Genomic DNA, 25,550 nt, shown 5'->3' with positions numbered 1-25,550 from the left:
AGCCGTGCCTATCCCCGACGCCGCCGGATCTCCGCGTTGATCGCCGGCACCACCTCGTGCAGGTCGCCGATGACGGCGTGCGTCGCGCGGGTGACCATCGGTGCCTCGGGGTCGGTGTTGATCGCGAGGATGTGCTTCGCCGACGAGCAGCCGGCCCAGTGCTGGATGGCGCCGCTGATGCCGCAGGGGATGTAGAGGTCCGGCGAGATCCGGGACCCGGTCTGGCCGACCTGCTCGTGGTGCGGCCGCCAGCCGAGCGAGGTCACCACCCGGGAGACACCGAGCGAGGCGTCGAGCAGCGCGGTGAGCTCGAGGATGTCCTCGAAGCCGTCCGCCGAGCCGGCACCGCGGCCGGCACCGACGACCACCCGGGCCGACTTCAGCGAGCCGGACAGGTCGGCCTCGGGCTCCTCGGTCGAGACCACCCGGGCCACGAGATCCGCGTCCGCCACCGACGGCGTCTCGATGACGACCTCGGCCGCACCGGGTGCCTCGGCCGGAGCGGCCTCGACCGCGTGCCCCGCCACCGTGAAGACCGCCGGCCGCGCGGACAGCTGCATCTCCTCGAGCACCGCACCGCCGACCACCTGGCGGGTGACGACGAACGGCGAGAGCCCGCCGAAGGACAGCACGTTCGCGGCCATCGGTACGCCGGCGCGGGCGGCGACGTGTGCCATCACCTCGCCGCCGCGTGGGGTCCCGGCGGCCAGCACGACCACGGCACCGGCCTGCTCCCGGACGGTGAGGATCCCGGACGCCCAGGCGGCGCCGGAGAACGCCTCGAACGCGGGGCCGGTCAGCGCGTGCACCCGGCGGACGCCGTACCCCGCCATCGTCTCGACCAGCGCGCCGGACGGCGTACCGACCACGACCACGTCGACCGGGACGCCACCGCCGGCGGCGGACAGCGACCGCGCGAACGTGACCGCCTCGCGGGACACCTCGACCGGCTCGCCGGACGGCGAGACCTCGACCAGCACCACGATCATCGGGCCAGCACCCCGAGCTGCTCGAACAGGTCGACCACGGCGGCCGCGGCCTCCGGGCCCTTGCCGAGGACCTGCACGGTCGACGGCGCGGGCGGCGGGAGCAGGAGCCGGACCCGGGCGGGGCCGGCCGGCGCGGCGGACGGCTGTCGTTCCTCGATCGGCACCTTCTTCGCCTTCATCCGGCCCGGCACCGAGGGGTAGCGCGGCGCGACGCCGCCCTCGAGCACGGTCACCACGGCGGGCAGCGGCACCCGGTAGGTCTCGTGGCCGTCCGGCCCGTCGACCTCGGCCGTCACCACGCCGTCGTCGACGGAGACCAGGGTCGCGCCGTTGACGACCGGCCAGCCGAGCTCGTAGGAGAGGCGGATGCCGACCTGGAAGTCGCCGGTGTCCGCGGCGTCGTTGCCGAGCAGCACCAGGTCGTGCCCGCCGTCGCGGACGATGGCCGCGACCTCGCGCGCGACGTCGGCCGGGCCGAACGCCTGGGCGTCGGCCACCACGTGGGTCGCGGCCTCGCAGCCGACGGCCAGCGCCGCGCGCAGCTGCTCCACCGCGTCGGCGTCCCCGAGCGTCATCACCGTGGCAGCGCCGATCCGCACGGCGAGCTCCACGGCACACTCCTCGTGCGCGCTCATCGTGAACCCGGCGTACCGCCCGTCGACGGCCTGACCGTCCTCGGTCAGCACGACCTCGCTGGAGGAGTCGACGACCCGCTTCACGCAGACGAGGGTGCTCATCGCAGTCGCTCGTTGGCCGGGTCGAGCAGCGGCGTCGCGTCGACGGAGCCGACGGTCACCGGGTAGAGCTCCTCCATGTACGACACGGCCAGGTCGTTGCCGATCACGGCCTCCTCCGGCGGCAGGTACGCCAGCAGCAGGTGCTTGCCGAGCGACGGCGCCGAGCCGGCGGTCGTGACGTAGGGGTGGTGGCCGTGCCCGTCGGTCAGCGTCCCGCCGTCGCGACGCAGGATCGGCTCGCCGCCGAGCATGTACCGCTTCACCCCGGACGCCGACGTGTGGTCGTCGACGACCAGCGTGCACAGCACCGACGCGGGCGCCTCCCCGGAATCCAGCCGAGCGCGCTGGGCCAGGTACGCATCGCGCCCCACGAAGTCGGCAGCCTTGACCTTGGGCCGCTGCATCCCGGCCTCGACGATCGAGCGCTCGGCGTCGAGCTCGTAGCCGAAGGCCCGGTAGCCCTTCTCGATCCGGCCGGTGGTGCCATACACCCCGATGCCGACCGGTACGGCGCCGTGCGCGGCACCCGACTCGAGCAGCGTGTCCCACACCCCGGCGGCGTCGTCGGCCGCGACGTACAGCTCCCAGCCGAGCTCGCCGACGTAGGAGATCCGCGAGGCGAGCACCGCGGTGCCCTTGACCTGGATCTCGCGGCAGGTGAGGAACCCGAAGCCACCGTCGGTGACGTCGTCCGAGGTGAGCCCGGCGAGGATGTCGCGCGCCCGTGGGCCCCAGAGCCCGATCGTCACCACGTCGTCGGTGCGGCTGGTGAGCGTGGTGCCGTCGGGCACGTGGCGCGCGAACCACTGCCGGTCCGCCGGGCCGTGCGCGGCGCCGGTCACCACGCGGAAGTGGTCCTCACCGAGGCGCATCACGGTGAGGTCGGACCTGAAGCCGCCCGCCGCGTCGAGCACCGGTGTGTACACGACCTTGCCGACCGGCACGTCGCACTGCGCGACGCAGGTCATCTGCACCGCGGCGAGCGCGCCCGGCCCGGCGATGTCGAAGATCTCGAACGCCGAGAGGTCGATGACACCGGCCGCCTCACGCATCCGCAGGTGCTCGGCGTTGATGATCGGGCTCCACCAGCGCGAGTCCCACTCGTGCTCGCGGGGCATCACCGCGTCGCCGTACTGATCGAGGAGCGCGGCGTTCGACTCGTACCAGAACGGGCGCTCCCAGCCGCCGGTCTCGAAGAAGACCGCGCCGAGCTTCTTCTGCGACTCGTGCATCGGGGCGAGCCGCTGGTCGCGGTCGGACTCGTACTGCTCGGCCGGGTGGATGATCCCGTAGGTCTTGATGAACGACTCGGTGGTGCGCAGCCGGGTGTGCTCGCGGCGCTTCTGGTGGGGGTGGAACCGTGCGATGTCGCTGTGGCTGACGTCGATCTCCGAGTGCCCGTTGACCATCCACTCGGCGACCGCACGGCCGACGCCCGGGCCCTCCTTGATCCAGACCGCGGCCGCCGTCCAGAGACCCTGGACCTCGCTCTCGCCGAGGATCGGCCAGCCGTCACAGGTGAGCGACAGCAGGCCGTTGATGGCGTACCGCATCTCGGCGCCCTCGGCACCGAGCAGCTCCGGCATCAGCTCGTAGGCCTGCTCGAGCTGCGGGTCGAAGTCGTCGGAGGTGAACGGCATCTCGGTCGGCGACAGCTTGGACTGCTCGATGGTGGGGATCTCCTCCGGCTCGTGCAGGATCGCGCGGTGCGCGTAGGAGCCGACCTCCATGTCGGCGCCGTGCTGGCGCTCGTAGCAGAAGGTGTCCATGTCGCGGACGATCGGGAAGGAGATCTCGCCCTCCCGCTCGGCCAGCTGCGGGCACGGTCCGACGCTGATCATCTGGTGCACGGCGGGGGTCAGCGGGATCGAGACGCCCGCCATGTCGCCGATCTTCGGGCTCCAGACGCCGCACGCGATGACGACGTACTCGGTCTCGATGTCGCCTCCGTCTGTGCGGACCCGGCGGATCCGGCCACCCTCGACGTCGAGGCCGGTGACCTCGACGTTCGCGACCACGGTCAGCGCGTCGAGCTCCATCGCGCGCTCGCGCATGATCGTGCCGGCGCGCAGGGAGTCGACGACGCCCACGCCGGGTGTCCAGAAGGCGCCGATGAACTGGTCGGTCTCGATGAACGGGACCTTCTCCTTGACGAAGTCCGGGCTCACCAGCTCGGCCTCGATGCCCCAGGCCCGCGCGCTCGACATCCGGCGCCGCAGCTCCTCCATCCGCTCCTCGGTGCGGGCGAGCTCGAAGCCGCCGGACTGCGTGAAGACCCCCATCTCCTGGTACTGCTTCACGGAGTCGAGCGTGAGGTCCGTGATCTCGCGCGAGTGGTCGACGGTGAAGATGAAGTTGGACGCGTGCCCGGTCGAGCCGCCGGGGTTGGGCAGCGGGCCCTTGTCGAGCTGCACGATGTCGCGCCAGCCGAGCCGGGCGAGGTGGTGGACGAGGCTGTTGCCGACGATGCCGGCGCCGATCACGACGACCTTGGCCGAGGCGGGGACGGTGGCCATGGAACTCTCCGGTCTGTGTCCGAGTGTGTTGCGTATCGTGCAACAGGATTCGTATTACGGAACTACTCAAGGATCACCCGACCCCGGCCGGGAGGTCAACCCCCCGGCCGGGACGAGTGAGCGTCGGTCAGCGGGTCAGCTGCTGACGCCGGCGGCCTTGAGCCAGGCGTCGACCTTGTCCGGGTTGGCGTCGATCCACTTCTTCGCCGCGTCGTCGGGGTCCATCTGGTCTTCGGCGATGTACTTGGCGACTAGGTTCTGGTCGTCGTTGGTCCACTTGAACGCCTTGACCAGGTCGTACGCCGGGCTGCCTGAGTCGGCGAACGACGACGACACGACCTTGTTCAGCGGGTACGGCGGGTAGTCGCACGCGACCTTCTCCGGGTCCGCGTCGCAGCCCTCGGTGTACTTCGGCAGGTCGACCTTGACCAGCGGCACCTCGGACAGGAACCACTGCGGCTCGTAGAAGTAGCCGATCATCGGGGTCTTGTTCTGCTGGGCGTTGCGGAAGTCCTGGATCAGCGCGTTCTCGCTGCCCGCATAGACGACCTTGAAGTCCAGGTCGAGGTTCTTGACCAGCGCCTCGTCGTTCGTGACGAAGCCGGGGTCGCCGTCGTAGAGCGTGCCCAGGTCACCGGATTCGCTGGTCTTGAACATGTCGGCGTACTTGTTCAGGTTCTTCCAGTCGGTGATGTCCGGGTACTTCTCGGCCAGCCACGGCGGGACGTACCAGCCGATGATCCCGTCGTTCCCGGTCAGGCCGGCGTCGACCGCGGTACCGTCGCCGCCCTGGTCGGACATGTACTTCTTCTGGAGCTCCGGGTGCCCCCAGTTCTCGATCACGACGTCCACCGAGCCACTGCCGAAGCCCTTCCAGGACACCTGCTCGTCGAGGTTCTTGTAGTTGACCGTGCAGCCGAGCCTGGTCTGGGCGAGGTAGCCGACCACGTGCGCGTCGGCCTCATAGCCGACCCAGGGGTTGACTGCCATGTTCATCTCGCCGCAGTCCTTGCCCCCAGCGGGCTGGTCTGCGTTCTTGATGGAGTCGCCGCCACACGCACCGAGCGTGAGCGCCGACGCCGTCACCAGGGCGGCGATGGCCCCCTGTGTGCGCTTGACTCTCATTCTTTACACCCTTCCTCGGTTGGGAGCGAGCCGCTCCGCGAAACGGAGCCTGGTGAGGCGCCGCGATGACGGCTGACTGGACCCCGAAGCCCGCTGCGCGCCATACGTCGTGATCCGGTCGAGCATGATCCCGAGCAGCACGACCGTGATCCCGGCAGCGAGACCCTTGCCCGCGTAGTCGGCCTGCCGGAAGCCCTTGACGATGTCGAAGCCGAGGGCGCCGCCACCCACCATGCCGCCGATGACGACCATCGACAGCACGTAGAGCAGGCCCTGGTTGGTGGCCAGGAGCACCGAGCCGCGGGCCATCGGCAGCTGCACCTTGGTGATCTCCTGCCAGCGGTTGGCCCCGGTGGAACGGGACGCCTCGATCGTCTCCGCCGACACGCCGCGGACACCGTCGGCGACGAGCTTGGTCGCGATCGGTACGGCGTAGATCACGGCCGCGATGATCGCGGTGAACCGGTTCGAGGAGAAAAGGATCAGCACGAACATCAAGGGCACGAACGGCGGAATCGTCTGCCCCGCGTCCAGGAGCGGTCGGAGCCCGCGGTCGACGGCGAGGCTGCGGCCCATCGCGACGCCGAGCACCACCGCGATCGCGACGACGAACACCGTGGCCACGAGGACGGAGGTGAGCGTGACCATCGCGTTGTACCAGAGGTCGAGGGCGTAGATCCCGGCGAGGCAGACCACGCTCGCGACGAAGGCCCGGACACCACCGACGATCGCCGCGATGAGCAGGATCGCGGTGCCGGTGACGAACCACGGCGACTCGGCGACCACGCTCTGCACTGGGTTCAGGAAGTGGTTGGTGAAGCCCGTCTGGATCGACGACGTGAAGCCCGACAGGTCAGTGAGCAACCACGTCCCGAAGTCGTCGACGGCGTTGCTGATCGGGGTGCCGAGGTCGGGGCGCGACGGGAACTCGTTCGCCCAGACATAGATGTGCGACAAGTAGAGCGCGATCAGCGTGCCCACTGACCCGATGACGAGCACGAGCCGGCGCAACCGGCGCCTCCGGTCGCCCGCGCGCCGGGCCTGCTCGGCGCGCACGCTGGCCGCGGTGGTGACGCGGTCGAGCATGACGGCGAGGATCACGATGCAGGTGCCGGCCACGAACCCGGTGCCCAGCTGGCCCCGCTGGAGTCCGTCGAGGACGGGCTGGCCGAGCCCTGGCCCGTCGATGTAGGCCGCGATGGTCGCCATCGCCAGCGCGGCCATCGTCGTCTGGTTGACGCCGACGATGATCGTGCGCTTGGCCAGCGGCAGCTCGACCTTCGTCAGGCGCTGCAGCCGGCTCTGACCGAGCGAGCTGGTCGCCTCGAGGACGCCCGGGTTGACGGTGCGGATGCCGTGGGCACCGATGCGCACCACCGGAGGGACCGCGTAGACAAGCGTGACCATGATCGCCGCGGCCGGGCCGATGTCGAACAGGATGGCTGCCGGCAGGAGGTACACGAACGACGGCATCGTCTGCATCACGTCGAGCACCGGCGTGACGATCGCCGTCACTACCTTGCTGTGGGCCATCCAGACGCCGAGCGGAATGCCGAAGACGCAGGCGATGACCACGCAGAACAGCGTGATCAGCAGGGTGTCGATCGAGTCGGTCCAGTAGCCGAGGGTCCCGAACAGCAGGAACGCCGGCACCACCAGCAGCACCAGCCGCCAGCCGGAGACTGCGAACGTCACGAGCGCCGCGAGGGCGATGGTGCCGAGCCAGCCGACCTGGGGCAGCGGCCGCGGGAACGGCGCGACGGTGAACAGGTGCTGCAGCCGAGTGAACCAGAGGTCCAGCTTGTCGGCGAAGTAGTTCACCGCGGCCACCAGCCAGTTCGACTGGGACGCGAACGCGTTCGACACCGAGTCGCTGAGGTCCTGCAGCCGCGCGTGCACGTCGGTGATGGCCGACGTCGAGATCTCGAGCGTGTGCTTGCCCTCGGCGAACCACCAGATGACGATCCACCCGACCACCACCGCGAGCAGCGCCCACAGGCGCCACCGGGCACGCAGCGCCGCGACGACCGCGTCGTCGCTGCGGACCCGGGTCCTCGCGCCCGCGGTGGCGACGCTCATGCGATCGACTCCTCCGCCACGACCACCCGGAGGATCGCGTCGTCGTCGACGATCCCGACCAGCTGGTCACCGTCGACCACCCGCAGCGGGTGCTCGGAGGCCAGCGCGGCGTGGGCGGCCTTGCGGACGATCGTGTCCGGGCTCATCACCGGACCCTCGGTGGAGTCGTCGGGCCGCGGCTCCCGCATCACCCACTTCAGCGTGAGGACGTGCGAGCGCGGGACGTCGGAGGTGAAGTCCTTGACGTAGTCGTCGGCCGGGGCGCCGACCACCTCGTCCGGCGTACCGATCTGGACGATCGCGCCGTCGCGCATGATGAGGATCCGGTCGCCGAGCTTGAGCGCCTCCTGCAGGTCGTGGGTGATGAAGACCATCGTCTTGCCGAGCTCGTGGTGGAGCCGGATCACCTCGTTCTGCATGTCCCGCCGGATCAGGGGGTCGAGCGCGGAGAACGGCTCGTCGAAGAGCAGCAGCGACGGGTCGTTGGCGAGCGCGCGAGCCAGGCCCACCCGCTGCTGCATCCCACCGGAGAGCTGGTCGGGGTAGGACATCTCGTAGCCACTGAGACCGACCAGGTCGACGACCTCCCCGGCCTTGGCCCGGCGCTCCTTGCGGCTCATGCCCCGGACCTCCAGGCCGTAGGCGACGTTGTCGATCACCTGACGGTGCGGGAGCAGCCCGAAGTGCTGGAACACCATCGAGGCATGGGTACGCCGCAGGTCGCGCAGCTCGCTCTCGCTGGCCCCGGTGATGTCGCGGCCGTCGATCACGACCTCGCCGGAGGTGGGCTCGATCAGCCGAGTGAGGCAGCGGACCAGGGTGGACTTGCCGGAGCCGGACAGGCCCATGACCACGAACACCTCGCCCGGGGCGACGTCGAACGAGACGTCGCGCACGCCGACCACGCACCCCGTCTTCTCCTTCAGGTCGGCGCGCGAGAGGTCCGCGTCCGGCGTACCGACGACCTTGTCGGCGCCCCGGCCGAAGATCTTCCAGAGGTTCTTGACCGTGAGTGCGGCGTCGCTCATGAGAGTTCCTCCGGGTTGAGGGGCATGCCGTCGCGGTAGCGGTAGTACGGCACGTCGGCGGGCGGGAGGGGCGTGTTGCCGGCGATCAGGTCGGCCGCCTTCTCGGCGACCATCATGACGGGGGCGTAGATGTTGCCGTTGGTGACGAAGGGGAACACCGAGGCGTCAACGACACGGAGACCCTCGACGCCGTGCACGCGCATCGTGCCGGGATCCACGACGGACATCTCGTCGACGCCCATCTTCGCGGTGCACGAGGGGTGCAGCGCGGTCTCGGCGTCCGCGCGGACCCAGTCCAGGATCTGCTCGTCGGTCTCGACCTGGGCGCCGGGCGAGAGCTCACCGTCGTTGTACGGCGCGAACGCGGGCTGGTTGAGGATGCTGCGTGCGACCCGGACCGCCTCGACCCACTCGCGGCGGTCGTTCGCCGTCGAGAGGTAGTTGAAGAGGATCGAGGGGTGCTGCCGGGGGTCGCGGCTCCGGATCTTCACGTGGCCCCTGGTGTCGGCGTACATCGGGCCGATGTGCACCTGGTAGCCGTGGCCCTCGGTCGGCGCGGACCCGTCGTACCGGATCGCGACCGGGAGGAAGTGGAACATCAGGTTCGGGTAGTCGACGTCGGCGTTGCTGCGGCAGAAGCCGCCGCCCTCGAAGTGGTTGGTCGCGCCGAGGCCGCTCCGGTGGACGAGCCACTGGTAGCCGATGCCCGGCCGCCTGCGCCACTTCAGGCCCGGCGCGATCGAGACCGGCTGCTTCGACGCGTGCTGGATGTAGACCTCGAGGTGGTCCTGCGCGTTCGCGCCGACGCCGGGGAGGTGGTGCACGACCGGGATGCCGTGCTGCTTCAGGAGGTCCTCGTCCCCGATGCCCGACAGCTGGAGCAGCTGCGGGCTGTTGATCGCGCCGCCGCAGAGGATGACCTCGCCGGCGTGCGCCGTACGGCGGGCGCGGCCGGCGCGCACGTAGTCGACGCCGACGGCGCGCTTGCCGTCGAAGCGGACGCCGGTCACGAAGGCGAGGGTCTCGACCTTCAGGTTCTTCCGGTCCTTCACGGGGTGGAGGTAGGCCCGGGCGGCGGAGAGCCGGCGGCCGCGATGGATGTTGCGGTCGAACCGCGCGAAGCCCTCCTGGCGATAGCCGTTGACGTCGTCGGTCAGCGGGTAGCCGGCCTGCTGGACGGCCTCGAAGAACGCGCCGAACAGCGGGTTGTCGGCCGGTCCGCGCTCCAGGACGAGGGGGCCGTCGCCGCCCCGCCAGCGGTCCGCCCCGGCGAGGCAGTTCTCCATCTTCTTGAAGTACGGCAGGCAGTGGAGGTAGTCCCACTCCTTCATCCCCGGCTCGGCGGCCCAGCGCTCGTAGTCGAGGGGGTTGCCGCGCTGGAAGATCATCCCGTTGATCGAGGACGAGCCGCCGAGCACCTTCCCGCGGGCGTGGAACACCTTGCGGTTGTCGAGGTTCGGCTCCGGGTCGGTCTCGTACTTCCAGTCGTAGAGCCGGTTCCCGATCGGGAACGGCAGCGCCGCGGGCATGTGGATGAACGGGTCGATGCGGAAGTCCGAGCGCCCGGCCTCGAGCACGAGCACCGAGGTGCCGGGATCGGCGGAGAGCCGGTTGGCGAGCGCGCACCCGGCCGAGCCACCACCCACGATGACGACGTCGTACCGGTCGCGGCTCATCCCTGGAACCAGCGCTGCTCGGCCGGGCGGATGTTGTGCCAGACGTGCTTGGTCTCGCGGTACTCCTCGAGGCCGGCGTTGCCGAGCTCGCGGCCGATCCCGGACTGCTTGTAGCCGCCCCACTCCGCCTGCGGGACGTACGGGTGGTAGTCGTTGATCCAGACCGTGCCCATCCGCAGCCGGGCCGCGACCCGCTGGCCCTTGCCCGCGTCCTGGGTCCAGACCGCCCCGGCCAGGCCGTAGATCGAGTCGTTCGCGATCCGCACCGCCTCGTCCTCGTCGCGGAACGTCTCGACGGTCAGCACCGGGCCGAAGGACTCGTCCTGGGTCACCGACAGGTCGCTGCGACAGCCGTCGAGGATGGTCGGCAGGTAGTAGAAGCCGTCCGCCAACGCCGGGTCGTCGGGGCGCCGCCCGCCCGTCCTGAGCACGGCTCCCTCGGCGATCCCACGGGCGACGTACGCCTCCACCTTGTCGCGATGGGCGGCGCTGGTGAGGGGGCCGGTCTCGGCCTTGTCGTCGAACGGGCCGCCGAGACGGATCCGCTCGGCGCGCTCGACCAGCCGGTCCACGAAGTCGTCGTGGATCGACTCCTCGACGACGAGGCGCGCGCCCGCGGAGCAGACCTGGCCCGAGTGCAGGAAGACCGCCGTGAGCGCGAAGTCGAGGGCGACCTCGAGGTCGGCATCGGCGAACACCAGGTTGGGGTTCTTGCCGCCGAGCTCGAGCGCCACCCGCTTCACCGTCCCGGACGCGGCCGCCATCAGACGCCGTCCGGTCTCCAGACCGCCGGTGAAGGAGACGAGGTCGACGCGGGGGTCGACGGCCAGCGGCGCACCCGCCGTCGCGCCGGCGCCGAGGACGAGGTTGCCGGCGCCCGCGGGCAGCCCGGCCTCCTCGAGCAGCCGCATCAGGTGGATCGCGGTGTGCGGGGTCAGCTCGCTGGGCTTGAGGACGAACGTGTTGCCCGCCGCCAGGCAGGGCGCGACCTTCCAGGAGACCTGGAGGAGCGGGTAGTTCCAGGGCGTGATCAGCGCGCAGACGCCGACCGGCTCGTGCACGATCCGGCTGACGACGTCGGGGTTCCCGGTGTCGACCATCCGGCCGGCGTCCTCGGCGGCGACCCGCCCGTAGTGACGGAAGACCGCGACGACGTCGGCGACGTCGTACTGGCTCTCGACGAAGCGCTTCCCCGTGTCGAGCGACTCCATCCGCGCGACCTCGTCGGCGTCCCGCTCGAGCAGGTCGGCGACAGTGAGCAGCAGGTCGCCGCGCTCCCGGGCGGACCGCAGCGGCCAGGATCCGTGGTGGAAGGCGCGGTGCGCCGCGGCGATCGCGCGCTCGGTGTCCTCGGCGCCGGCCTCGTCGACCTCGGCGACGAGCGAGCCGTCGGCCGGGCACCGGATCTCGCGGCGCGCTTCACCCTGCGCGCTCGTCCACGCGCCGTCGAGGTAGAGCTCGGCCACCTGCGACCCCATCCTGAGTTGCGTATCACGCAACTCGATGCTCTCAGCGCAACTTACTTGTTGTCCTGAATATGGAGTCCGGTCACCCGGTCGTCAAGCGCCGCAGCCGACTTGTGACTCAGCGGTGACCCCAGCCGAGCCGATGAGAGACCTCGGCAGCGGCCTCGACGAGCTGCGGCAGCACCTCGTCGACGCGGGCGTCCGGGAGCCGGAACGTCGGGCCGGAGACACTCATCGACGCGATCACGTCACCGTGCGCGTTGCGGATCGGGGCGGCGACCGCGGTCAGTCCCTCCTCGAGCTCGTCGACGGCGACGGCGTACCCCTGCGCGCGGACCTGCTCGAGCTCGGCGCGCAGCTTGGCCTTCTTGGTGATGGTGAGCGGGGTGTAGCGCGACAGCGAGCCGAGCACCTCCGCGACCCGCTTCTCGTCCAGTCCACTGAGCAGCACCTTGCCGTTGCTGGTGGCGTGCAGCGGGATGTGCTGCCCGACCCAGTTGTGCGGCTGCAATGCCGAGGTGCCCGCGACCTGGTCGAGGTAGAGCGCCGAGCTCTCGGAGAGGACGGCGATGTTGACCGTCTCGCCGGTGTCGGCCGCGAGCTGGCGGCAGACCGGTCGCGCCTCCTGGACCAGGTCGAGCCGCGCGGTCGTAGCGCCGGCCAGCCGCAGGACACCGACCCCGAGGCGGTAGCGGCCGCGGTCGGTGGTCTGCTCCACCAGCCGGTGCGACTCGAGGGTCGAGACCAGCCGGAACGCCGTGCTCTTGTGCACGCCGAGCTCACCCGCGATCTCGGTGACGCCGGCCTCGCCGACGCGCGCGAGGACCGCGAGGATGGTCAGCGCCCGGTCGACGGACTGGACGCCGGCGCTCGCGTCGTTCACGATGGCGACAGTAGCGGAGATCTGTTGCGTATCGCAGGACGCGTTTCTGCCAGCGCAACACTGATGCGAAGGTTGTCCCGTGCCCTCTCTCGCGCCCCCGACCATCGCGGCCGGCGACTTCGTGCTCATCCTCTCCTGCCCGGACCGGCCCGGCATCGTGCACGCCGTGTCCGGGTTCCTGGTCGCGCGCGGCGGGAACATCCTGGAGAGCCAGCAGTTCGGCGACCGGCTCAGCGGCACGTTCTTCATGCGCATCGACGTCGAGGTGCCGGGGCCGGCGACGGCCGAGGAGCTGCGCGCCGAGTTCGCGCCGATCGCCGCGGAGTTCGAGATGCGCTTCGAGCTCTGGGACGCGCGGGCGCCGTACCGGACGCTGATCATGGTGTCCAAGCACCTGCACTGCCTCAACGACCTGCTGTTCCGCACCTCCACCGGCTCCCTGCAGATCGAGGTGCCGGCCGTCGTCTCGAACCACGAGGACGCCGCCGAGATGGCGGCGTCGTACGGCGTGCCGTTCTTCCACGTGCCCGTCACGCCCGACACCAAGCCGGAGGCGGAGGCGCGGCTGCTGTCGCTGGTGAAGGAGCTGGACGTCCACCTGGTCGTGCTGGCCCGCTACATGCAGGTCCTCTCCGACGACCTGTGCCGGTCGCTGTCCGGCCGGGCGATCAACATCCACCACTCGTTCCTGCCGAGCTTCAAGGGCGCGAAGCCCTACCACCAGGCCTTCGACCGCGGCGTGAAGCTGGTCGGCGCGACCGCGCACTACGTGACCGGCGACCTCGACGAGGGCCCGATCATCGAGCAGGACGTGATGCGCGTCGACCACTCCTACGACCAGGACGCCATGGTCGGCGCCGGCCGCGACGTCGAGGCGCAGGTCCTCTCCCGCGCGGTCCGCTGGCACTCCCAGTCGCGGGTGCTGCTGAACGGGTCGCGGACGGTGGTGTTCCGGTAGCGGGGCGGGTTTCTCCGGCTGACCGGAGAAACCCGCGCGACACGCCGAGGCGACACGGCGTGTCGAGCGGGTTTCGGCGGACAACCCACGGATCTGCTCAGGCCGACCAGAGGATCGAGTCGGCCGCGATCGTCGCGGGCGGGTAGACGTCGTGGAGGTCGGGCCGTCGGCCCATCAGCTCCGAGAGCGCCACCGTGGGCGCCCGCCGCGGTTCGTCCCGTTCGCGTCGGGACGTCGGCGTGGATGCGGCGGGGTGCGGCCGGCGTTCCCGCACCGGTCGGTCCTGCAGCGTCGTCATGCCGGCACGGTTCCCCGACCGCCCGGATCCTGAACGTACCCCGGCGAGCCGGTCTGGACCGCGGCACCTCCACCGTCAGAACTCCCGACTCGACCGTCAGAACCCCCGACTCGACCGTGAGAGCGGGTCAGTCCCCGAGCTCGGCGCGACGGCGTACGACGTAGGCCTCGAGCTCCTCGCGGACGGCCTCGTCGAGGGGCGGCTGCTCGTACTCCTCGAGGCGCTTCTGCCAGATGTCCGCGGCCCGGGCCGCGGTGTCCTTGGCGCCGTTGCGCATCCAGCGCTCGTAGTTCTCGGAGGAGGAGAGGAACGGGCGGTAGAAGCAGGTGCGGAAGCGCTCCATCGTGTGCATCGCGCCGAGGAAGTGGCCGCCGTGGCCGACCTCCTGGTGCGCGTCGAAGGCCAGCGACGCCTCGTCGATCTCCAGCGGCGTGAACTCGTGCTGGAGCATCTGCACGAGTTCGCAGTCGATGACGAACTTCTCGTAGCCCGACACCAGGCCGCCCTCGAGCCACCCGGCGGAGTGCATCACCCAGTTCGCGCCGGCGAGGAACGTCGGCAGCAGCGTCATCATCGCCTCGTAGCCGGCCTGCGCGTCCGGCACCTGCGAGGACGTCAGGCCGCCGCCGGTGCGGAACGGCAGCCCGAAGTGCCGTGCGATCTGGCCGGTGCAGAGCAGGCCGATGCCGGACTCCGGCGTGCCGAACGTGGGCGAGCCGGACTGCATGTCGATGTTGGAGAGGAACGACCCGAACACCACCGGGCAGCCCGGCCGGATCAGCTGCGAGAGCGCGATGCCGGACAGCGCCTCGGCCATCTGCTGCACGAGCGCGGCCGGGATCGTCACCGGCGACATCGCGCCCATCAGGATGAACGGCGTGAGCACGACGGGCTGGTTGGCCGCCGAGTACTCGAACTGCGCCTCGAGCATCCGGTCGTCCCAGCGCAGCGGGCTGTTGCAGTTGACCAGCGAGATCAGCGCCGGGGTCTCCTCGATCGCCTCGCGCGAGCCGAACAGGATCTCGGTCATCGCGATCGTGTCGCGAGCGTTGACGCCGGAGACCACGTTGCCCATGTAGATCTTGTCGGTGAGCGTCTGCAGCGCGTACGTCATGTCGAGGTGCCGGCTGTCGAGCGGGGTGTCGTTCGGCTCGGTCACGACGCCGCCGGCGGAGTCGAGCACGCCGAAGGACTGCGAGAGCTTGGCGAAGTTCCGGAAGTCCTCCATGGTGCCGTCGCGGCGCACGTCGCCCTGGCGCACGAACGGCGGGCCGTACACGGCACCGAAGGCCATCGCGTCGCCACCGATGTGCACGGAGTTCTCGGGATTGCGGGCCTGGATGTCGAACTCACGGGGCGCCTTCGCGACCTGCTCCAGCACGAAGTCGGGGTCCAGGAAGACGGTGTTCTCCTCCACCCGCTGCCCGGCCGCGGCGAACAGGTCCCGGGCCCGGGCGTCCATGAACTCGACGCCGATCTCGCTGACCAGCCGGCGCCAACCGGCGTCCAGCGTCGCCATCGCGTCCTCGGAGAGCACCTCGTAACGGGGCATCCGGTTGCGGAACATCGCTCCTCCTGCCTAACCTCATCATGTGGGACCAGCGTTCCACAACATGGAACAGGACGGAAGCACGTGTCATCCACGAGGGCAGAGGCGAGCACCGGCACCCAGGCCGTCGACCGCGCGGCGGCGCTGGTCGAGACGGTCGTGCACGCCGACGCGCCGCTGAGCTTCGCCGACCTCCAGGCCGCGAGCGGGCTCGCGAAGTCGACCACCTCCCGGATGCTCGCGGCGCTCGAGCGCGGGGGCCTGCTGGAGCGCGACGCCGGAGGTTCGTACGTCGCCGGCAGCCTGTTCTGGCTGTACGCCGCCCGCCACGACCCGTGGGAGGAGCTGGTCCGGCTCGCGCGACCGGCGCTGGAGCGGATCGGCGAGGAGACCTCGGAGTCCGTGCACCTCTCGGTCGCCCGCGGCGACAAGGTCGTGCAGGTCGCCCAGGTCGACAGCCGCTACCTGCTCGGCACCCGCGACTGGACCGAGATCGACGTGCCGGCGCACACCTCCGCGCTCGGCAAAGTGTTCTACGCCTGGCAGGCGCTGCCGGTCCCGGCGGGGCCGCTCGCGGCGCTGACCGAGAACACCATCACCGACCCCGCCCTCCTCGTCCGCGACGGGCAGCGCGCCCGCCAGCGCGGCTGGGCGGTCACCGACGGCGAGCTCGAGATCGGCCTGAGCGGCGTCGCCGTACCGGTCCACGGTGCCCGCGGCGACGTGGTCGCCGCGCTCGGCATCTCGGGACCCACCACACGCCTCGAGGACCGCCTCGAGGAGCTCGGAAAGAACCTGTCGTCCCACGCCACGCAGCTGTCGACGCTGCTGCGCGGCTCAGCACCCAAGGAGGGTGTGGCATGACCTCACCGGAGGAGATCCTGCAGGGCCTCTACGACGAGACCCTGGTCGGCAACGCACCCCGGGTGCTCGAGCTGACGGAGGAGGGGTTGTCGATCGAGATGGAGCCGCAGACGCTGCTCTTCGACGCGCTCATCCCCTCGCTCGAGGAGGTCGGCGCGCGGTTCGAGCGCGGCGACTTCTTCGTGCCCGAGATGCTGATCGCGGGCCGGGCGATGGCGGGTGCCATGGAGCGGCTCCGGCCGCTGCTCGCCGAGACCGGGGTGCAGACGGTCGGCAAGTTCCTGATGGGCACGGTCAAGGGCGACGTGCACGACATCGGCAAGAACCTCGTCAACATCATGCTCGAGGGCGCCGGCTTCGAGGTCATCGACCTCGGCGTCCAGGTCGCGCCGGAGAAGTTCGTGGCCGCGATCGAGGAGCACCAGCCCGACATCGTCGGCTTCTCGGCGTTCCTCACCACCACGATGCCGATGTTCAAGGCCAACATCAACGCCCTCGAGAAGGCCGGCCTCCGCGACTCCGTGGTGGTCATGGTCGGCGGCGCCCCGGTCACCCAGGAGTACGCCGACGCCGTCGGCGCCGACGGGTACGCCGCCGACGCCTCGGCCACGGTCAAGAAGGCCAAGGCGATGCTCGAGGCGCGGCGCGCGAAGGTCCCCGCATGACCACCCCTCGAAGCTGCGAGCTTCCCCCGCTTCGCTCCTCCAGCCCGCACTTTCGAGGGGACCCCGGATGAGCGAGCCGCTCCACACGGTCCTGCGGTCGGCGACCCGCGAGGTCGTGCTCGGCCACGACCAGCGGTTCTGCCTGATCGGCGAGCGGATCAACCCCACCGGCCGCCGGATCTTCCAGGAGCAGCTGCGCGCGGGCGACCTGTCCGCGATCGAGAGGGACGTCATCGCGCAGGCCGAGGGCGGCGCCGACGTGCTCGACGTGAACATGGGCGTCCCCCTCACCGACGAGCCCGAGCTGCTCGCGAAGGCGATCCAGCTCGTCCAGTCGATCAGCGACCTGCCGATCTGCATCGACTCCTCGGTCGTCGAGGCGCTCGAGGCCGGGCTGTCGGTCTACCAGGGCCGGGCGCTGGTCAACTCCGTCACCGCCGAGGACGACCGGCTGGCCGCGATCCTGCCGCTGGTCAAGAGGTACGACGCCGCGATCATCGCGCTGCCCAACGACCACGACGAGATCCCGATGGAGGCCGACAAGCGCCTGGACCTCACCGCGAAGATCATCCGGGTGGCCACCGAGGAGTACGGCATCGCCCAGGCCGACATCGTGATCGACCCGCTCGCGATGCCCATCGGCGCCGACACCTCCACCACGCTGGTGACCTTCGAGACAATGCGCCGGATCCGCGACGAGCACGGGGTGAACATGACCTGCGGCGCGTCCAACACGTCGTTCGGCATGCCCGACCGGCACACCCTCGGAGCCGCGTGGCTGCCGATGGCGATGACCGCCGGGCTCACCAGCGCGATCATGGACACCCGCACCCCGCAGATCGTCGAGGCCGTCAAGGCCGCCGACGTCTTCCTGGGCCACGACGAGTGGGGCATGGCGTGGATCGCCGCACACCGGGCGAAGGCGGCAGCGAGCGCGTGACGGAGCTCCACGACGGCGCTCAGCCCGACGGGACCGGCCGGGTCGACCTCTCGTTCACCGTCGAGGATGCCCAGCGGACCGTCCGGGTGCCGCCCGGCGTCACCGTCTTCGACGCCGCGTCGTGGAACGGCATCGCGATCGACTCCACCTGCGGCGGCCACGGGACCTGCCACAAGTGCAAGGTGCGCATCGACGGCCCCAGCCCGATCACGCGCCACGACGTCAAGACGTTCACCCGCGACCAGCTGGACGCCGGCTGGCGGCTCGCCTGCCTGGTCAACGCGACACGGGACCTGACCGTCGACGTACCCCCTCTGACCACCCGGCCCAAGGCCGCCACCGTCGGGGTCGGCCGGCAGGTGATCCTGCGACCGGCGATCCAGAAGCGGTACGTCGAGCTCGAGGAGCCCACCCTCGCCGACCAGCGCACCGACCTGGCGCGGCTGCTCGCGGCGGTCGACGACCTCGAGCCGGTGCCGGACCTGCACCTGCTGCGCCGGCTCCCGACCGTGCTGCGGCAGGCCGACTTCAAGGTCACCGCGGTCGTCGTCGACGAGGCGCTGATCGAGGTCGAGCCCGGCGACACGACCCGGCAGCAGTACGCCATCGCTTTCGACCTCGGCACCACCACGGTCGTCGCGACGCTGCTCGACGTCGGCACCGGCACGCCGGTCGCGGTCGCCTCGATGCTCAACCGGCAGCAGCCGTTCGGCGGCGACGTGATCACCCGGATCAGCGCCACGATGATGGACCCGGCCGCGCTGGGTCGGCTGCAGACCGCCGCCCAGGAGACGCTCGCGACGCTGGCCGCCCAGGTGTGCGACGAGGGCGGCGTCGACCCGACCCATGTCTACGAGGTCGCCGTCGCCGGCAACGCCACGATGACCGCGCTGGCCCTCGGGATCGACCCGGAGCCGCTCGGCGTCGCGCCGTTCATCATGTCGAGTGCGCAGCCGCCGGACCTGCTCGCCTCCGACCTGGGCCTGACCCTCCACCCCCGGGCCCGGGCCACCCTCTTCCCCGCTCTCGGTGCGTACGTCGGCGGCGACATCGTCGCCGGCATGCTCGCCACCGGCATGGACCGCGACAAGCGCACCCGGCTGTTCATCGACGTCGGCACCAACTGCGAGATCGTCGTCAGCGACGGCGACCGGATCCTCTCGACCGCCGCGCCGGCCGGCCCGGCATTCGAGGGCGGCGCGATCCGCTGCGGCATGCGCGCCGCCGACGGCGCGATCGAGGTCGTCCGGCTCGGCGACACGGTCGAGCTCGGGGTCATCGGTGACGTCGAGCCGAAGGGTCTCTGCGGCTCGGGTCTCGTCGACGCCGTGGCCGAGCTCGTGAAGGCGGGCCTGCTCGACGCGTCCGGGCGGTACGTCGCCGACGACGTCGCCAAGGAGGTGGCGCCCGCGCTGGCCGACCGGCTCACCATGCTCAGCAACTCCAAGGGGGCCCAGGAGCGGGTGTTCGTCCTGCACCGCCCGACACCGGACGCCGAGCCCGAGGACTGCGTGGTGCTGTCGCAGCGCGACGTCCGCGAGCTGCAGTTCGCGAAGGCCGCGATCTCGACCGGCTGGACGCTGCTGCTCGAGGAGCTCGGCCTCGAGCACCGCGACGTGCAGCAGGTGCTGCTCGCCGGCTCGTTCGGCAGCTACCTCTCGGCCGCGTCGGCCGTCCGCATCGGGCTGGTGCCGAAGCTGCCGGTCCTGCGCATCGTGGCCGCCGGCAACGTCGCGGGCGAGGGGGCGAAGATGGCGCTGCTCTCCGTGCGCGAGCGCGCCGGTGCCCAGGCGCTGCTGGAGGAGGTGACCTATGTCGAGCTCTCCGACCGCACCGACTTCAACGACCGGTTCGTCGACCAGCTCGGGTTCTGACCGGGTCGCCCTCATCGCCTGCGGGGCGATCGCCCAGCCCTGCAAGGAGATCGTGGACCGCAACCACTGGCCGGTCGACGTCCACCCGCTGCCGCCGCTGCTGCACAACCAGCCCCAGCTGATCGCGGGCGAGGTGCGCGCGCTGGCGAGCACGCTCGCCTCGACCTACGACTCCGTCGTGGTGGGGTACGCCGACTGCGGGACGTACGGCGCGCTCGACGAGGTGTGCGAGGAGCTCGGGCTGGCCCGGCTGCCCGGCCTGCACTGCTACGACCTCTACGCGGGCGCATCGCGGATCGAGACGTTCTTCGACGCGCAGCCCGGCACCTACCTGCTCACGGACTTCCTGGTGAGGTCCTTCGCGCGGACCGTCGAGCAGGAGCTCGGCCTGGACCGCTGGCCGGAGCTGCGGGAGGCCTACTTCGGGAACTACACGCGGGTCGTCTGGCTCGCGCAGCGCCCCGACGACGAGCTGCGCCGGCTGGCGTCCTCCGCGGCGGAGCGGATCGGGCTGCCGCTCACCGTGGTCGAGACCGGCGACGCTCGCCTCGAGGACGCACTGCGTCGTACCGTCGCCGGGTGAGCCACCCCGTCGTCCGCCAGACCGTGCTCGACTGCCACGACCCGCGGCGGCTGGGCGACTTCTACCGCGACCTGCTCGGCTACGAGTACCGGCCCGGCGACGAGACGCACCGCGAGGAGGAGGACTGGCTGGTGCTCCGGCCGAACGACGGCCCGCACGGCCTCGCCTTCCAGGCCAACCCGGAGTACGTCGCGCCGGTGTGGACGCCGGAGGCGGACCGGCCCGGCGAACAGCAGATGATGCTGCACCTGGACATGGCGGTCCCCGACGTGGCGAGCCTGGAGCTCCAGCGCCAGCGCGTGCTGCAGCTCGGCGGCGCGGTCCTGCTCGACCGCACGGCGGACGACGAGGAGCCGCTGTACGTGTTCGCGGACCCCGCCGGTCACCCGTTCTGCATCTTCGTCGCCTGACGAGGCGGCGCCGGCGCCCAGCGGGGATGATGTGGCGCGTGCACCGTGTCGCGAAGCTCCACGCCGTCGGGGACCTCCGGATCGAGGAGGCCGACGACCCGGGCGCGCCGCCCGCCGGCTGGTCGACGGTCGCGGTCACTTCGGTCGGGCTCTGCGGGTCGGACCTGCACTGGTACGCCGAGGGCGGCACCGGCGAGGTCTCGATCGGCGACCCGGTCGTGCCCGGGCACGAGTTCGCGGGCCGCGCCCTCGACGGCCCGTACGCCGGGCGTCGCGTCGCCGTCGACCCCGCGATCCCGTGCGGGCGCTGCGAGCAGTGCCTGGAGGGCCACGGCAACCTGTGCCCGAACATCCGGTTCGCCGGGCACGAGAGCCTCGACGGCGGCCTGCAGGAGCGGCTGGTGTGGCCCGACGAGCTGTTGTTCCCGCTCCCCGACGGGATGAGCGACGACGCCGGCGCGCTGCTCGAGCCGCTGGGTGTCGCCATCCACGCGGTCGACCACGCCCACGTGCGCGCCGGCCACGACGTGCTGGTCGTGGGAGCCGGCCCGATCGGGGTGCTGGCCGCCGCGGTCGCCCGCCGCGCCGGCGCGGCACGGGTCTTCGTGTCCGAGCCGCTGGCGCACCGGCGGCGTACCGCCCTGCGCTTCGGGGCCGACGCGGCCTGGTCGCCCGAGGAGGTCGAGGGCGAGCTGATGGCCGCGACCGCGGGCCGCGGCGTCGACGTCGTGGTCGAGATGGCCGGCGCCGACGCCGGCATCGCCACGGCCGTCGCGTGCGCCCGGCCCGGCGCCCGACTCGCGCTGGGCGGGATCCCCTCGACGCCCCTGTCGGCGTTCCCCGCCGCCCCGGCGCGCCGCAAGGGCCTGACCTTCGCGATGGTGCGCCGGATGCACGAGACCTACCCGCGGGCGATCCGGCTCGCGACCACCGGGGTCGACCTCGACGACCTGGTGAGCGACCGGTTCCCGCTCGAGCGGTCCGCCGCGGCCTTCGAGCACGCCGTCGGCCGCACCGGAGACAAGACCGTCATCTCGGTCAGCGGCTAGCCTGCGCCCATGGAGGGCGTGATCGGGGACGACGATCCCCGCGCCGACGACGTCCGGGAGCTGCTGGAGCGGCACCTGGCGTTCGCGAACGACCACACCCCTCCTCAGGACGTGCACGCCCTCGACCTCGCGCCCGCCCCGCCGGACGTCGTCCGAACGGGTCGTCCGGACGGCCAGCTCGGATGACGTCCCACCTGAACCGCCTCAGCGAGTACGGCGTGACCGACCGCTCCGCGCTCGACGCACTGCTCGACTCCCAGTGGGCCGGCGTGCTCTCGACGGTCGTGGACGGCGCGCCGCTCGCCGTACCCATGCTCTACGCGCGCGACGGCGACCGGGTCCTGCTGCACGGCTCGACCGGCGCAGGTGCGTTGCGGGCCGTCGGCGCCGGCGCGGCCGCCGTGCTCACGGTCTTCGCCCTGGACGCCCTCGTGGTCGCGCCGACGACGTTCGAGTCGTCGGTCAACTACCGGTCCGCGACGATCCGCGGATCGCTCACTGCCGTGGACCCGAAGGAGGCGGCGCTCGACGTGTTCAGCGAGACCCTGCTCCCTGGTCGGACGACCGAGGTCCGGGCGTCGACGCGCAAGGAGCTCGCGAGCACCACGGCGCTGTCGCTGCCGATCGGCGCCGACAACTGGCTGCTGAAGGTCGCCGCCGAGTGGCCGGCCACGCCCGCGGAGGCAGGTGCCGAGCCGGACGTATGGAGCGGCCTGGTGCCGGTCCGCACGTCCTACGACCCTCCGGTCCCGGCGCCCTGGTCGGCCGACCTGCCGGTGCCTCCGTCGGTCCAGCGCCTCACGTCGTAGAGAAGGTGCGCCACCCGGTCCCGCTGGGCCCGCTTCCTCGACTCATCGGTTGCGGAGGCGAGCGAGCAGGTCCTGCCGCCAGGCCTCGGTCTCCGCGACCTGGTTGAACGTGAAGACGTGCAACCCCTCGACCAGCGCTGCGGGCTCGCCGAGGGTCGGTGCGCACTTCTCGAGGAACCGCTCGCCGGTGAAGCCACCCGGCGCCGCGAGCCGGGCGAACGTGCCCTTGTGCTTGGCGAGGAACCGGGTCGACTCGCCCACCCCGATCTTGGTCGCCATCGCGAGCAGCTTGGTGCGGTCCACCGGGCCCGGGATGCCCAGCAGCAGTGGCATCGTGATGCCGCGCCCGCGCATCCGGTGCACCCAGTCGTGGATCACGGCGGGGTCGAACGTCAGGTTGCTGACGACGTGCGTGGCGAAGCGCCGCTTGTCCCACATCGACTGCACGGTCAGGTCGTCGTGGATGGTCGGGTGCGACTCGGGATAGCCGGTGATCCCGACGTGGGCGAACGGCCGGCCGAGGTCCGCGAGGTCCTCGAGGAGCGCCAGCGCGTCGGGGTAGTCCCCGGCCGGGTCGGCGTCCCCGCCGGGAACGAAGATCCGGGTGATGCCCTTCCCCGTCAACCGCTCGCAGATCTCCGCGAGCTCGGCGCGGCCGGACACCATCCGCGCGGCGAGGTGCGGCACCACGGCGTACCCGTGGCCGGTCAGCCGCTCCGCCAGGTCAAGCGTCGCCTCCAGGCCCTTGCCCGGCGAGGCGGTGACGGTCACCCCCACGTCCCGGGGCACGTGGGCGAGCACCTTGTCCTCGGTCGAGGGCGTGGGCAGCACCTCGTACCGGGACTGCTCCAGCAGCCGGGTCAGGGTCTGGACGTGGGACGACTTGTTGCGCATGGTGGAACTCGTTTCGTGATGCGCACCGACGTCGCCGAGTCTAGACCCTTGCGTCGCGGATCGTCACCCACGAGATCACGCCGCCGAGCGCGAGCAGCCCGGCGCAGATCATCACGGCCTGGCCGTACGCCGCGTCGAAGACCGCCGGGTCCGCGTAGTCCGCGCCCATCAGGCCCACGGCGACCGGCAGCGCGGCCACCGCGAGCAGCGAGCCGGCCCGGGCGACGGCGTTGTTGACGCCGCTGGCGATGCCCGCGTGCTCGTCCGGGGCCGCGGCCAGCACGGTGGCGGTCAGTGGCGCCACCATCAGGGCCAGGCCGAGGCCGAAGACGGTCAGTCCGGGCAGCACGTCCGTCCAGTAGTTGACGTCCGCGCCGACCCGCATCAGCAGGAGGGCGCCGGCCGACATCACCAGGGGACCGACGGTCATCGGGATGCGCGGGCCGATGCGGGTGCCGAGCTCGCCACCGCGCGGGGCGAGGAACAGCATGCAGAGCGTGATCGGCAGCGTCGAGACGCCGGCCTCGAGCGCGCCGTACCCGCTCACGGTCTGGAGCTGGAGCACCAGGAAGAACAGCACCGCGCCGAGCGCGGCGTACACGACCATCGTCATCAGGTTCGCGGCGCTGAACGTGCGGTCCCGGAAGATGCCGAGCGGCAGCATCGGGTGGTCGCTGCGGCGCTCGTCGACGAGGAACCCGGCAGCGGCGAGCACCATCACCAGCACGGCCCACGGGGCGAGCGGGCTCCCCCACTCGATGAGCGCGTAGGTCAGGCCACCGAGGGCGAGTGCGGCGAGCACCGCCCCCACGACGTCGAACTCCCGGGGTGCCTGCGGGTCGAGCGTCTCCGGCACCGCCCGCCGCGCGGTGACGACGGTGACGACCGCTATCGGCAGGTTGATCAGGAAGATCCAGCGCCAGCTGGCGTACTGCACGAGCGCACCGCCCACGAACGGCCCGATCGCGGCGGCGATGCTGCCGAGCCCGGACCACGACCCGATCGCCTTCGCGCGGTCCTCGCGCACGAACGCGCCCTGGATCATCGCCAGGCTGCCCGGTGTCAGCAGCGCGGCGCCGACGCCCTGGAGCGTGCGGGCCGCGATCAGGACCCCAGGCGAGGGCGCGATCCCGCAGAGCAGCGAGGCGATCGCGAACCAGACCGTGCCCACGACGAAGACCCGGCGCCGTCCGAAGCGGTCGCCGAGCGAGCCGCCGAGCAGGATGAAGCTGGCCAGCGACAGCAGGTAGGCGTTGGACACCCACTGCAGCTGGGCCAGCGAGGCGTCGAGGTCCTCGCCGATCGTGTGCAGCGCGACGTTGACGACGGTGCCGTCGAGCATCGTCATGCCCGATCCGAGGACGGCGGCGAGGACCACGGCCCGGCCGGTCACCGTGCCGAGGCGTACGCCGGGCAATCCGGAGGAGTCGCTCACTTCGAAGAGCCTAGGAGAGATCGTCGAAAACCCCGATGCCGGGCCGACCACGTCGACCGGCTCGGCCTCGAGCACCCGCGGATCACGCCTCGCGCATTCAGGGATGCAGCGGAGGTGGCCGAGGCCCGCGCCGCTGCGTGAGCGTCCTAGCCGCGGAGCACTCGCGCGGCGATCCACGCGATGTCCTCGGCGGTCCGCGCCGGCGGGCCGGACGGCTGCATCACGTGGCTGAGCACCACCCGGACGACCATGTCGATGGCAGCGTCGAGGTGCGTCTCGTCGAGGCGGACGTCGTACGGCGCGACCCGGTCGCGCACGACGAGCTTCGCGGCCGCGAGCAGCGACTCGGCGTGGGTGGTCAGCAGCGGCAGCAGCTCGGTGTCCGCGCCGTGGGTCGCCGAGACGACCGCGTGCAGGAGCAGGTTGTCCTGCGCGAGCTCCAGGACGCCGCGCGACGCCGCGCGGATCGCGTCGACCAGGTCGGCCGGGTGCTCGTCGAAGGCCGCCGTCACCATGCCGAGGAACCGGTCCAGCTCGTGCAGGATCATCGCCTCGGCCAGGCCCGGCTTGGTGCCGACCTCGTTGTAGACGGTCTGCCGGCTGACGCCGACCCGCTCGGCGATCGAGCCCATGGTGACGGCCGCCCACCCGGACTCGGTGGTCATCGCGACCGCGGCCTCGACGACGCGGTCACGCATCGCGGAGGCCATGGCCTCCAGTGTA

At 71.3% G+C, this 25,550-nt stretch carries 24 protein-coding genes; 10 read left to right on the top strand and 14 right to left on the bottom strand.

The annotated features are described in order from the left end of the window. Nucleotides 1-8 precede the first annotated feature (8 nt). The 9 genes from N538_RS0114975 to N538_RS0114935 form a co-directional block, all read right to left on the bottom strand. A complete protein-coding gene (locus tag N538_RS0114975; protein ID WP_028637954.1) occupies nt 9-989 on the bottom strand; it encodes an electron transfer flavoprotein subunit alpha/FixB family protein in 981 nt (326 codons plus the stop codon). Further along, nucleotides 986-1,726 (bottom strand): electron transfer flavoprotein subunit beta/FixA family protein, encoded by a 741-nt coding sequence (locus N538_RS0114970; protein ID WP_028637953.1) that lies wholly within the window; start codon nt 1,724-1,726, stop codon nt 986-988. The genes N538_RS0114975 and N538_RS0114970 overlap by 4 nt, the downstream gene beginning before the upstream one ends. Further along, nucleotides 1,723-4,242, bottom strand: a complete 2,520-nt coding sequence (locus tag N538_RS0114965) for a GcvT family protein (protein ID WP_028637952.1) — start codon at nt 4,240-4,242, stop codon at nt 1,723-1,725. Before N538_RS0114965 ends, N538_RS0114970 begins: the two co-directional genes overlap by 4 nt. Nucleotides 4,243-4,377: 135 nt before the next feature. Then, complete coding sequence (locus N538_RS0114960; RefSeq protein ID WP_028637951.1) at nt 4,378-5,367, bottom strand: ABC transporter substrate-binding protein; 990 nt, start codon at nt 5,365-5,367, stop codon at nt 4,378-4,380. Between the two features lie 3 nt (nt 5,368-5,370). Then, a complete protein-coding gene (locus N538_RS25645; protein WP_081790499.1) occupies nt 5,371-7,446 on the bottom strand; it encodes an ABC transporter permease in 2,076 nt (691 codons plus the stop codon). Next, entirely contained in the window at nt 7,443-8,474 is a 1,032-nt protein-coding gene (locus N538_RS25640) for a quaternary amine ABC transporter ATP-binding protein (protein ID WP_036570703.1), read from the bottom strand. The genes N538_RS25645 and N538_RS25640 overlap by 4 nt, the downstream gene beginning before the upstream one ends. Continuing rightward, the gene (gene betA, locus N538_RS0114945) at nt 8,471-10,150 is read right to left on the bottom strand and encodes a choline dehydrogenase (RefSeq protein WP_028637950.1); all 1,680 of its coding nucleotides are present in this window, start codon (nt 10,148-10,150) and stop codon (nt 8,471-8,473) included. The genes N538_RS25640 and betA overlap by 4 nt, the downstream gene beginning before the upstream one ends. Continuing rightward, entirely contained in the window at nt 10,147-11,628 is a 1,482-nt protein-coding gene (locus tag N538_RS0114940; RefSeq protein ID WP_155992119.1) for an aldehyde dehydrogenase family protein, read from the bottom strand. The genes betA and N538_RS0114940 overlap by 4 nt, the downstream gene beginning before the upstream one ends. Nucleotides 11,629-11,734: 106 nt before the next feature. Further along, the gene (locus N538_RS0114935; protein ID WP_231496231.1) at nt 11,735-12,499 is read right to left on the bottom strand and encodes an IclR family transcriptional regulator; all 765 of its coding nucleotides are present in this window, start codon (nt 12,497-12,499) and stop codon (nt 11,735-11,737) included. A 79-nt stretch (nt 12,500-12,578) separates the two neighbouring features. Between N538_RS0114935 and purU the strand changes: the two genes are divergently transcribed. Continuing rightward, nucleotides 12,579-13,457, top strand: a complete 879-nt coding sequence (gene purU / locus N538_RS0114930) for a formyltetrahydrofolate deformylase (RefSeq protein ID WP_231496230.1) — start codon at nt 12,579-12,581, stop codon at nt 13,455-13,457. Between the two features lie 97 nt (nt 13,458-13,554). Here purU and N538_RS0114925 read toward each other — a convergent pair whose 3' ends face one another. Both N538_RS0114925 and N538_RS0114920 read right to left on the bottom strand, forming a co-directional pair. Then, the gene (locus N538_RS0114925; protein ID WP_028637946.1) at nt 13,555-13,755 is read right to left on the bottom strand and encodes a hypothetical protein; all 201 of its coding nucleotides are present in this window, start codon (nt 13,753-13,755) and stop codon (nt 13,555-13,557) included. A 127-nt stretch (nt 13,756-13,882) separates the two neighbouring features. Continuing rightward, on the bottom strand, nt 13,883-15,322 hold the full coding sequence (locus tag N538_RS0114920) for a trimethylamine methyltransferase family protein (protein ID WP_028637945.1): 1,440 nt from the start codon (nt 15,320-15,322) through the stop codon (nt 13,883-13,885). A gap of 66 nt (nt 15,323-15,388) precedes the next feature. Here N538_RS0114920 and N538_RS0114915 point away from each other — a divergent pair, with 66 nt between their 5' ends. The 9 genes from N538_RS0114915 (at nt 15,389) to N538_RS0114875 (ending at nt 22,498) form a co-directional block, all read left to right on the top strand. Further along, nucleotides 15,389-16,168, top strand: a complete 780-nt coding sequence (locus tag N538_RS0114915) for an IclR family transcriptional regulator (RefSeq protein WP_028637944.1) — start codon at nt 15,389-15,391, stop codon at nt 16,166-16,168. Beyond that, nucleotides 16,165-16,833, top strand: a complete 669-nt coding sequence (locus N538_RS0114910) for a corrinoid protein (protein WP_036570700.1) — start codon at nt 16,165-16,167, stop codon at nt 16,831-16,833. The genes N538_RS0114915 and N538_RS0114910 overlap by 4 nt, the downstream gene beginning before the upstream one ends. 67 nt (nt 16,834-16,900) lie before the next feature. Beyond that, nucleotides 16,901-17,773: a methyltetrahydrofolate--corrinoid methyltransferase gene (locus tag N538_RS0114905; RefSeq protein WP_028637942.1), complete on the top strand. Its 873-nt coding sequence runs from the start codon at nt 16,901-16,903 to the stop codon at nt 17,771-17,773. Continuing rightward, nucleotides 17,770-19,647 carry an ASKHA domain-containing protein gene (locus N538_RS0114900; RefSeq protein WP_197025353.1) on the top strand — a complete coding sequence of 626 codons (1,878 nt, stop codon included), beginning with the start codon at nt 17,770-17,772 and terminating at the stop codon, nt 19,645-19,647. Before N538_RS0114905 ends, N538_RS0114900 begins: the two co-directional genes overlap by 4 nt. A gap of 52 nt (nt 19,648-19,699) precedes the next feature. Next, nucleotides 19,700-20,230 carry a DUF1638 domain-containing protein gene (locus N538_RS0114895; protein ID WP_197025352.1) on the top strand — a complete coding sequence of 177 codons (531 nt, stop codon included), beginning with the start codon at nt 19,700-19,702 and terminating at the stop codon, nt 20,228-20,230. Then, complete coding sequence (locus N538_RS0114890) at nt 20,227-20,640, top strand: VOC family protein (protein ID WP_028637939.1); 414 nt, start codon at nt 20,227-20,229, stop codon at nt 20,638-20,640. Before N538_RS0114895 ends, N538_RS0114890 begins: the two co-directional genes overlap by 4 nt. 38 nt (nt 20,641-20,678) lie before the next feature. Further along, a complete protein-coding gene (locus N538_RS0114885) occupies nt 20,679-21,689 on the top strand; it encodes a zinc-binding dehydrogenase (RefSeq protein WP_155992118.1) in 1,011 nt (336 codons plus the stop codon). A 9-nt stretch (nt 21,690-21,698) separates the two neighbouring features. Further along, entirely contained in the window at nt 21,699-21,875 is a 177-nt protein-coding gene (locus N538_RS28550; protein ID WP_155992117.1) for a hypothetical protein, read from the top strand. Beyond that, nucleotides 21,872-22,498: a pyridoxamine 5'-phosphate oxidase family protein gene (locus N538_RS0114875; protein WP_051549319.1), complete on the top strand. Its 627-nt coding sequence runs from the start codon at nt 21,872-21,874 to the stop codon at nt 22,496-22,498. The genes N538_RS28550 and N538_RS0114875 overlap by 4 nt, the downstream gene beginning before the upstream one ends. A 42-nt stretch (nt 22,499-22,540) precedes the next feature. Here N538_RS0114875 and N538_RS0114870 read toward each other — a convergent pair whose 3' ends face one another. The 3 genes from N538_RS0114870 to N538_RS0114860 form a co-directional block, all read right to left on the bottom strand. Further along, a complete protein-coding gene (locus tag N538_RS0114870; protein WP_051549318.1) occupies nt 22,541-23,392 on the bottom strand; it encodes a methylenetetrahydrofolate reductase in 852 nt (283 codons plus the stop codon). Nucleotides 23,393-23,432: 40 nt separating this feature from the next. Next, entirely contained in the window at nt 23,433-24,827 is a 1,395-nt protein-coding gene (locus N538_RS25635) for an MFS transporter (protein WP_036570697.1), read from the bottom strand. A gap of 146 nt (nt 24,828-24,973) precedes the next feature. Continuing rightward, the gene (locus tag N538_RS0114860) at nt 24,974-25,537 is read right to left on the bottom strand and encodes a TetR/AcrR family transcriptional regulator (protein ID WP_036570695.1); all 564 of its coding nucleotides are present in this window, start codon (nt 25,535-25,537) and stop codon (nt 24,974-24,976) included. Nucleotides 25,538-25,550: the final 13 nt, after the last annotated feature.

The sequence above is a fragment of the Nocardioides sp. URHA0032 genome (assembly GCF_000620645.1).
GTDB lineage: Bacteria > Actinomycetota > Actinomycetes > Propionibacteriales > Nocardioidaceae > Nocardioides.
This window is presented reverse-complemented; position numbering and strand designations above follow the sequence as displayed.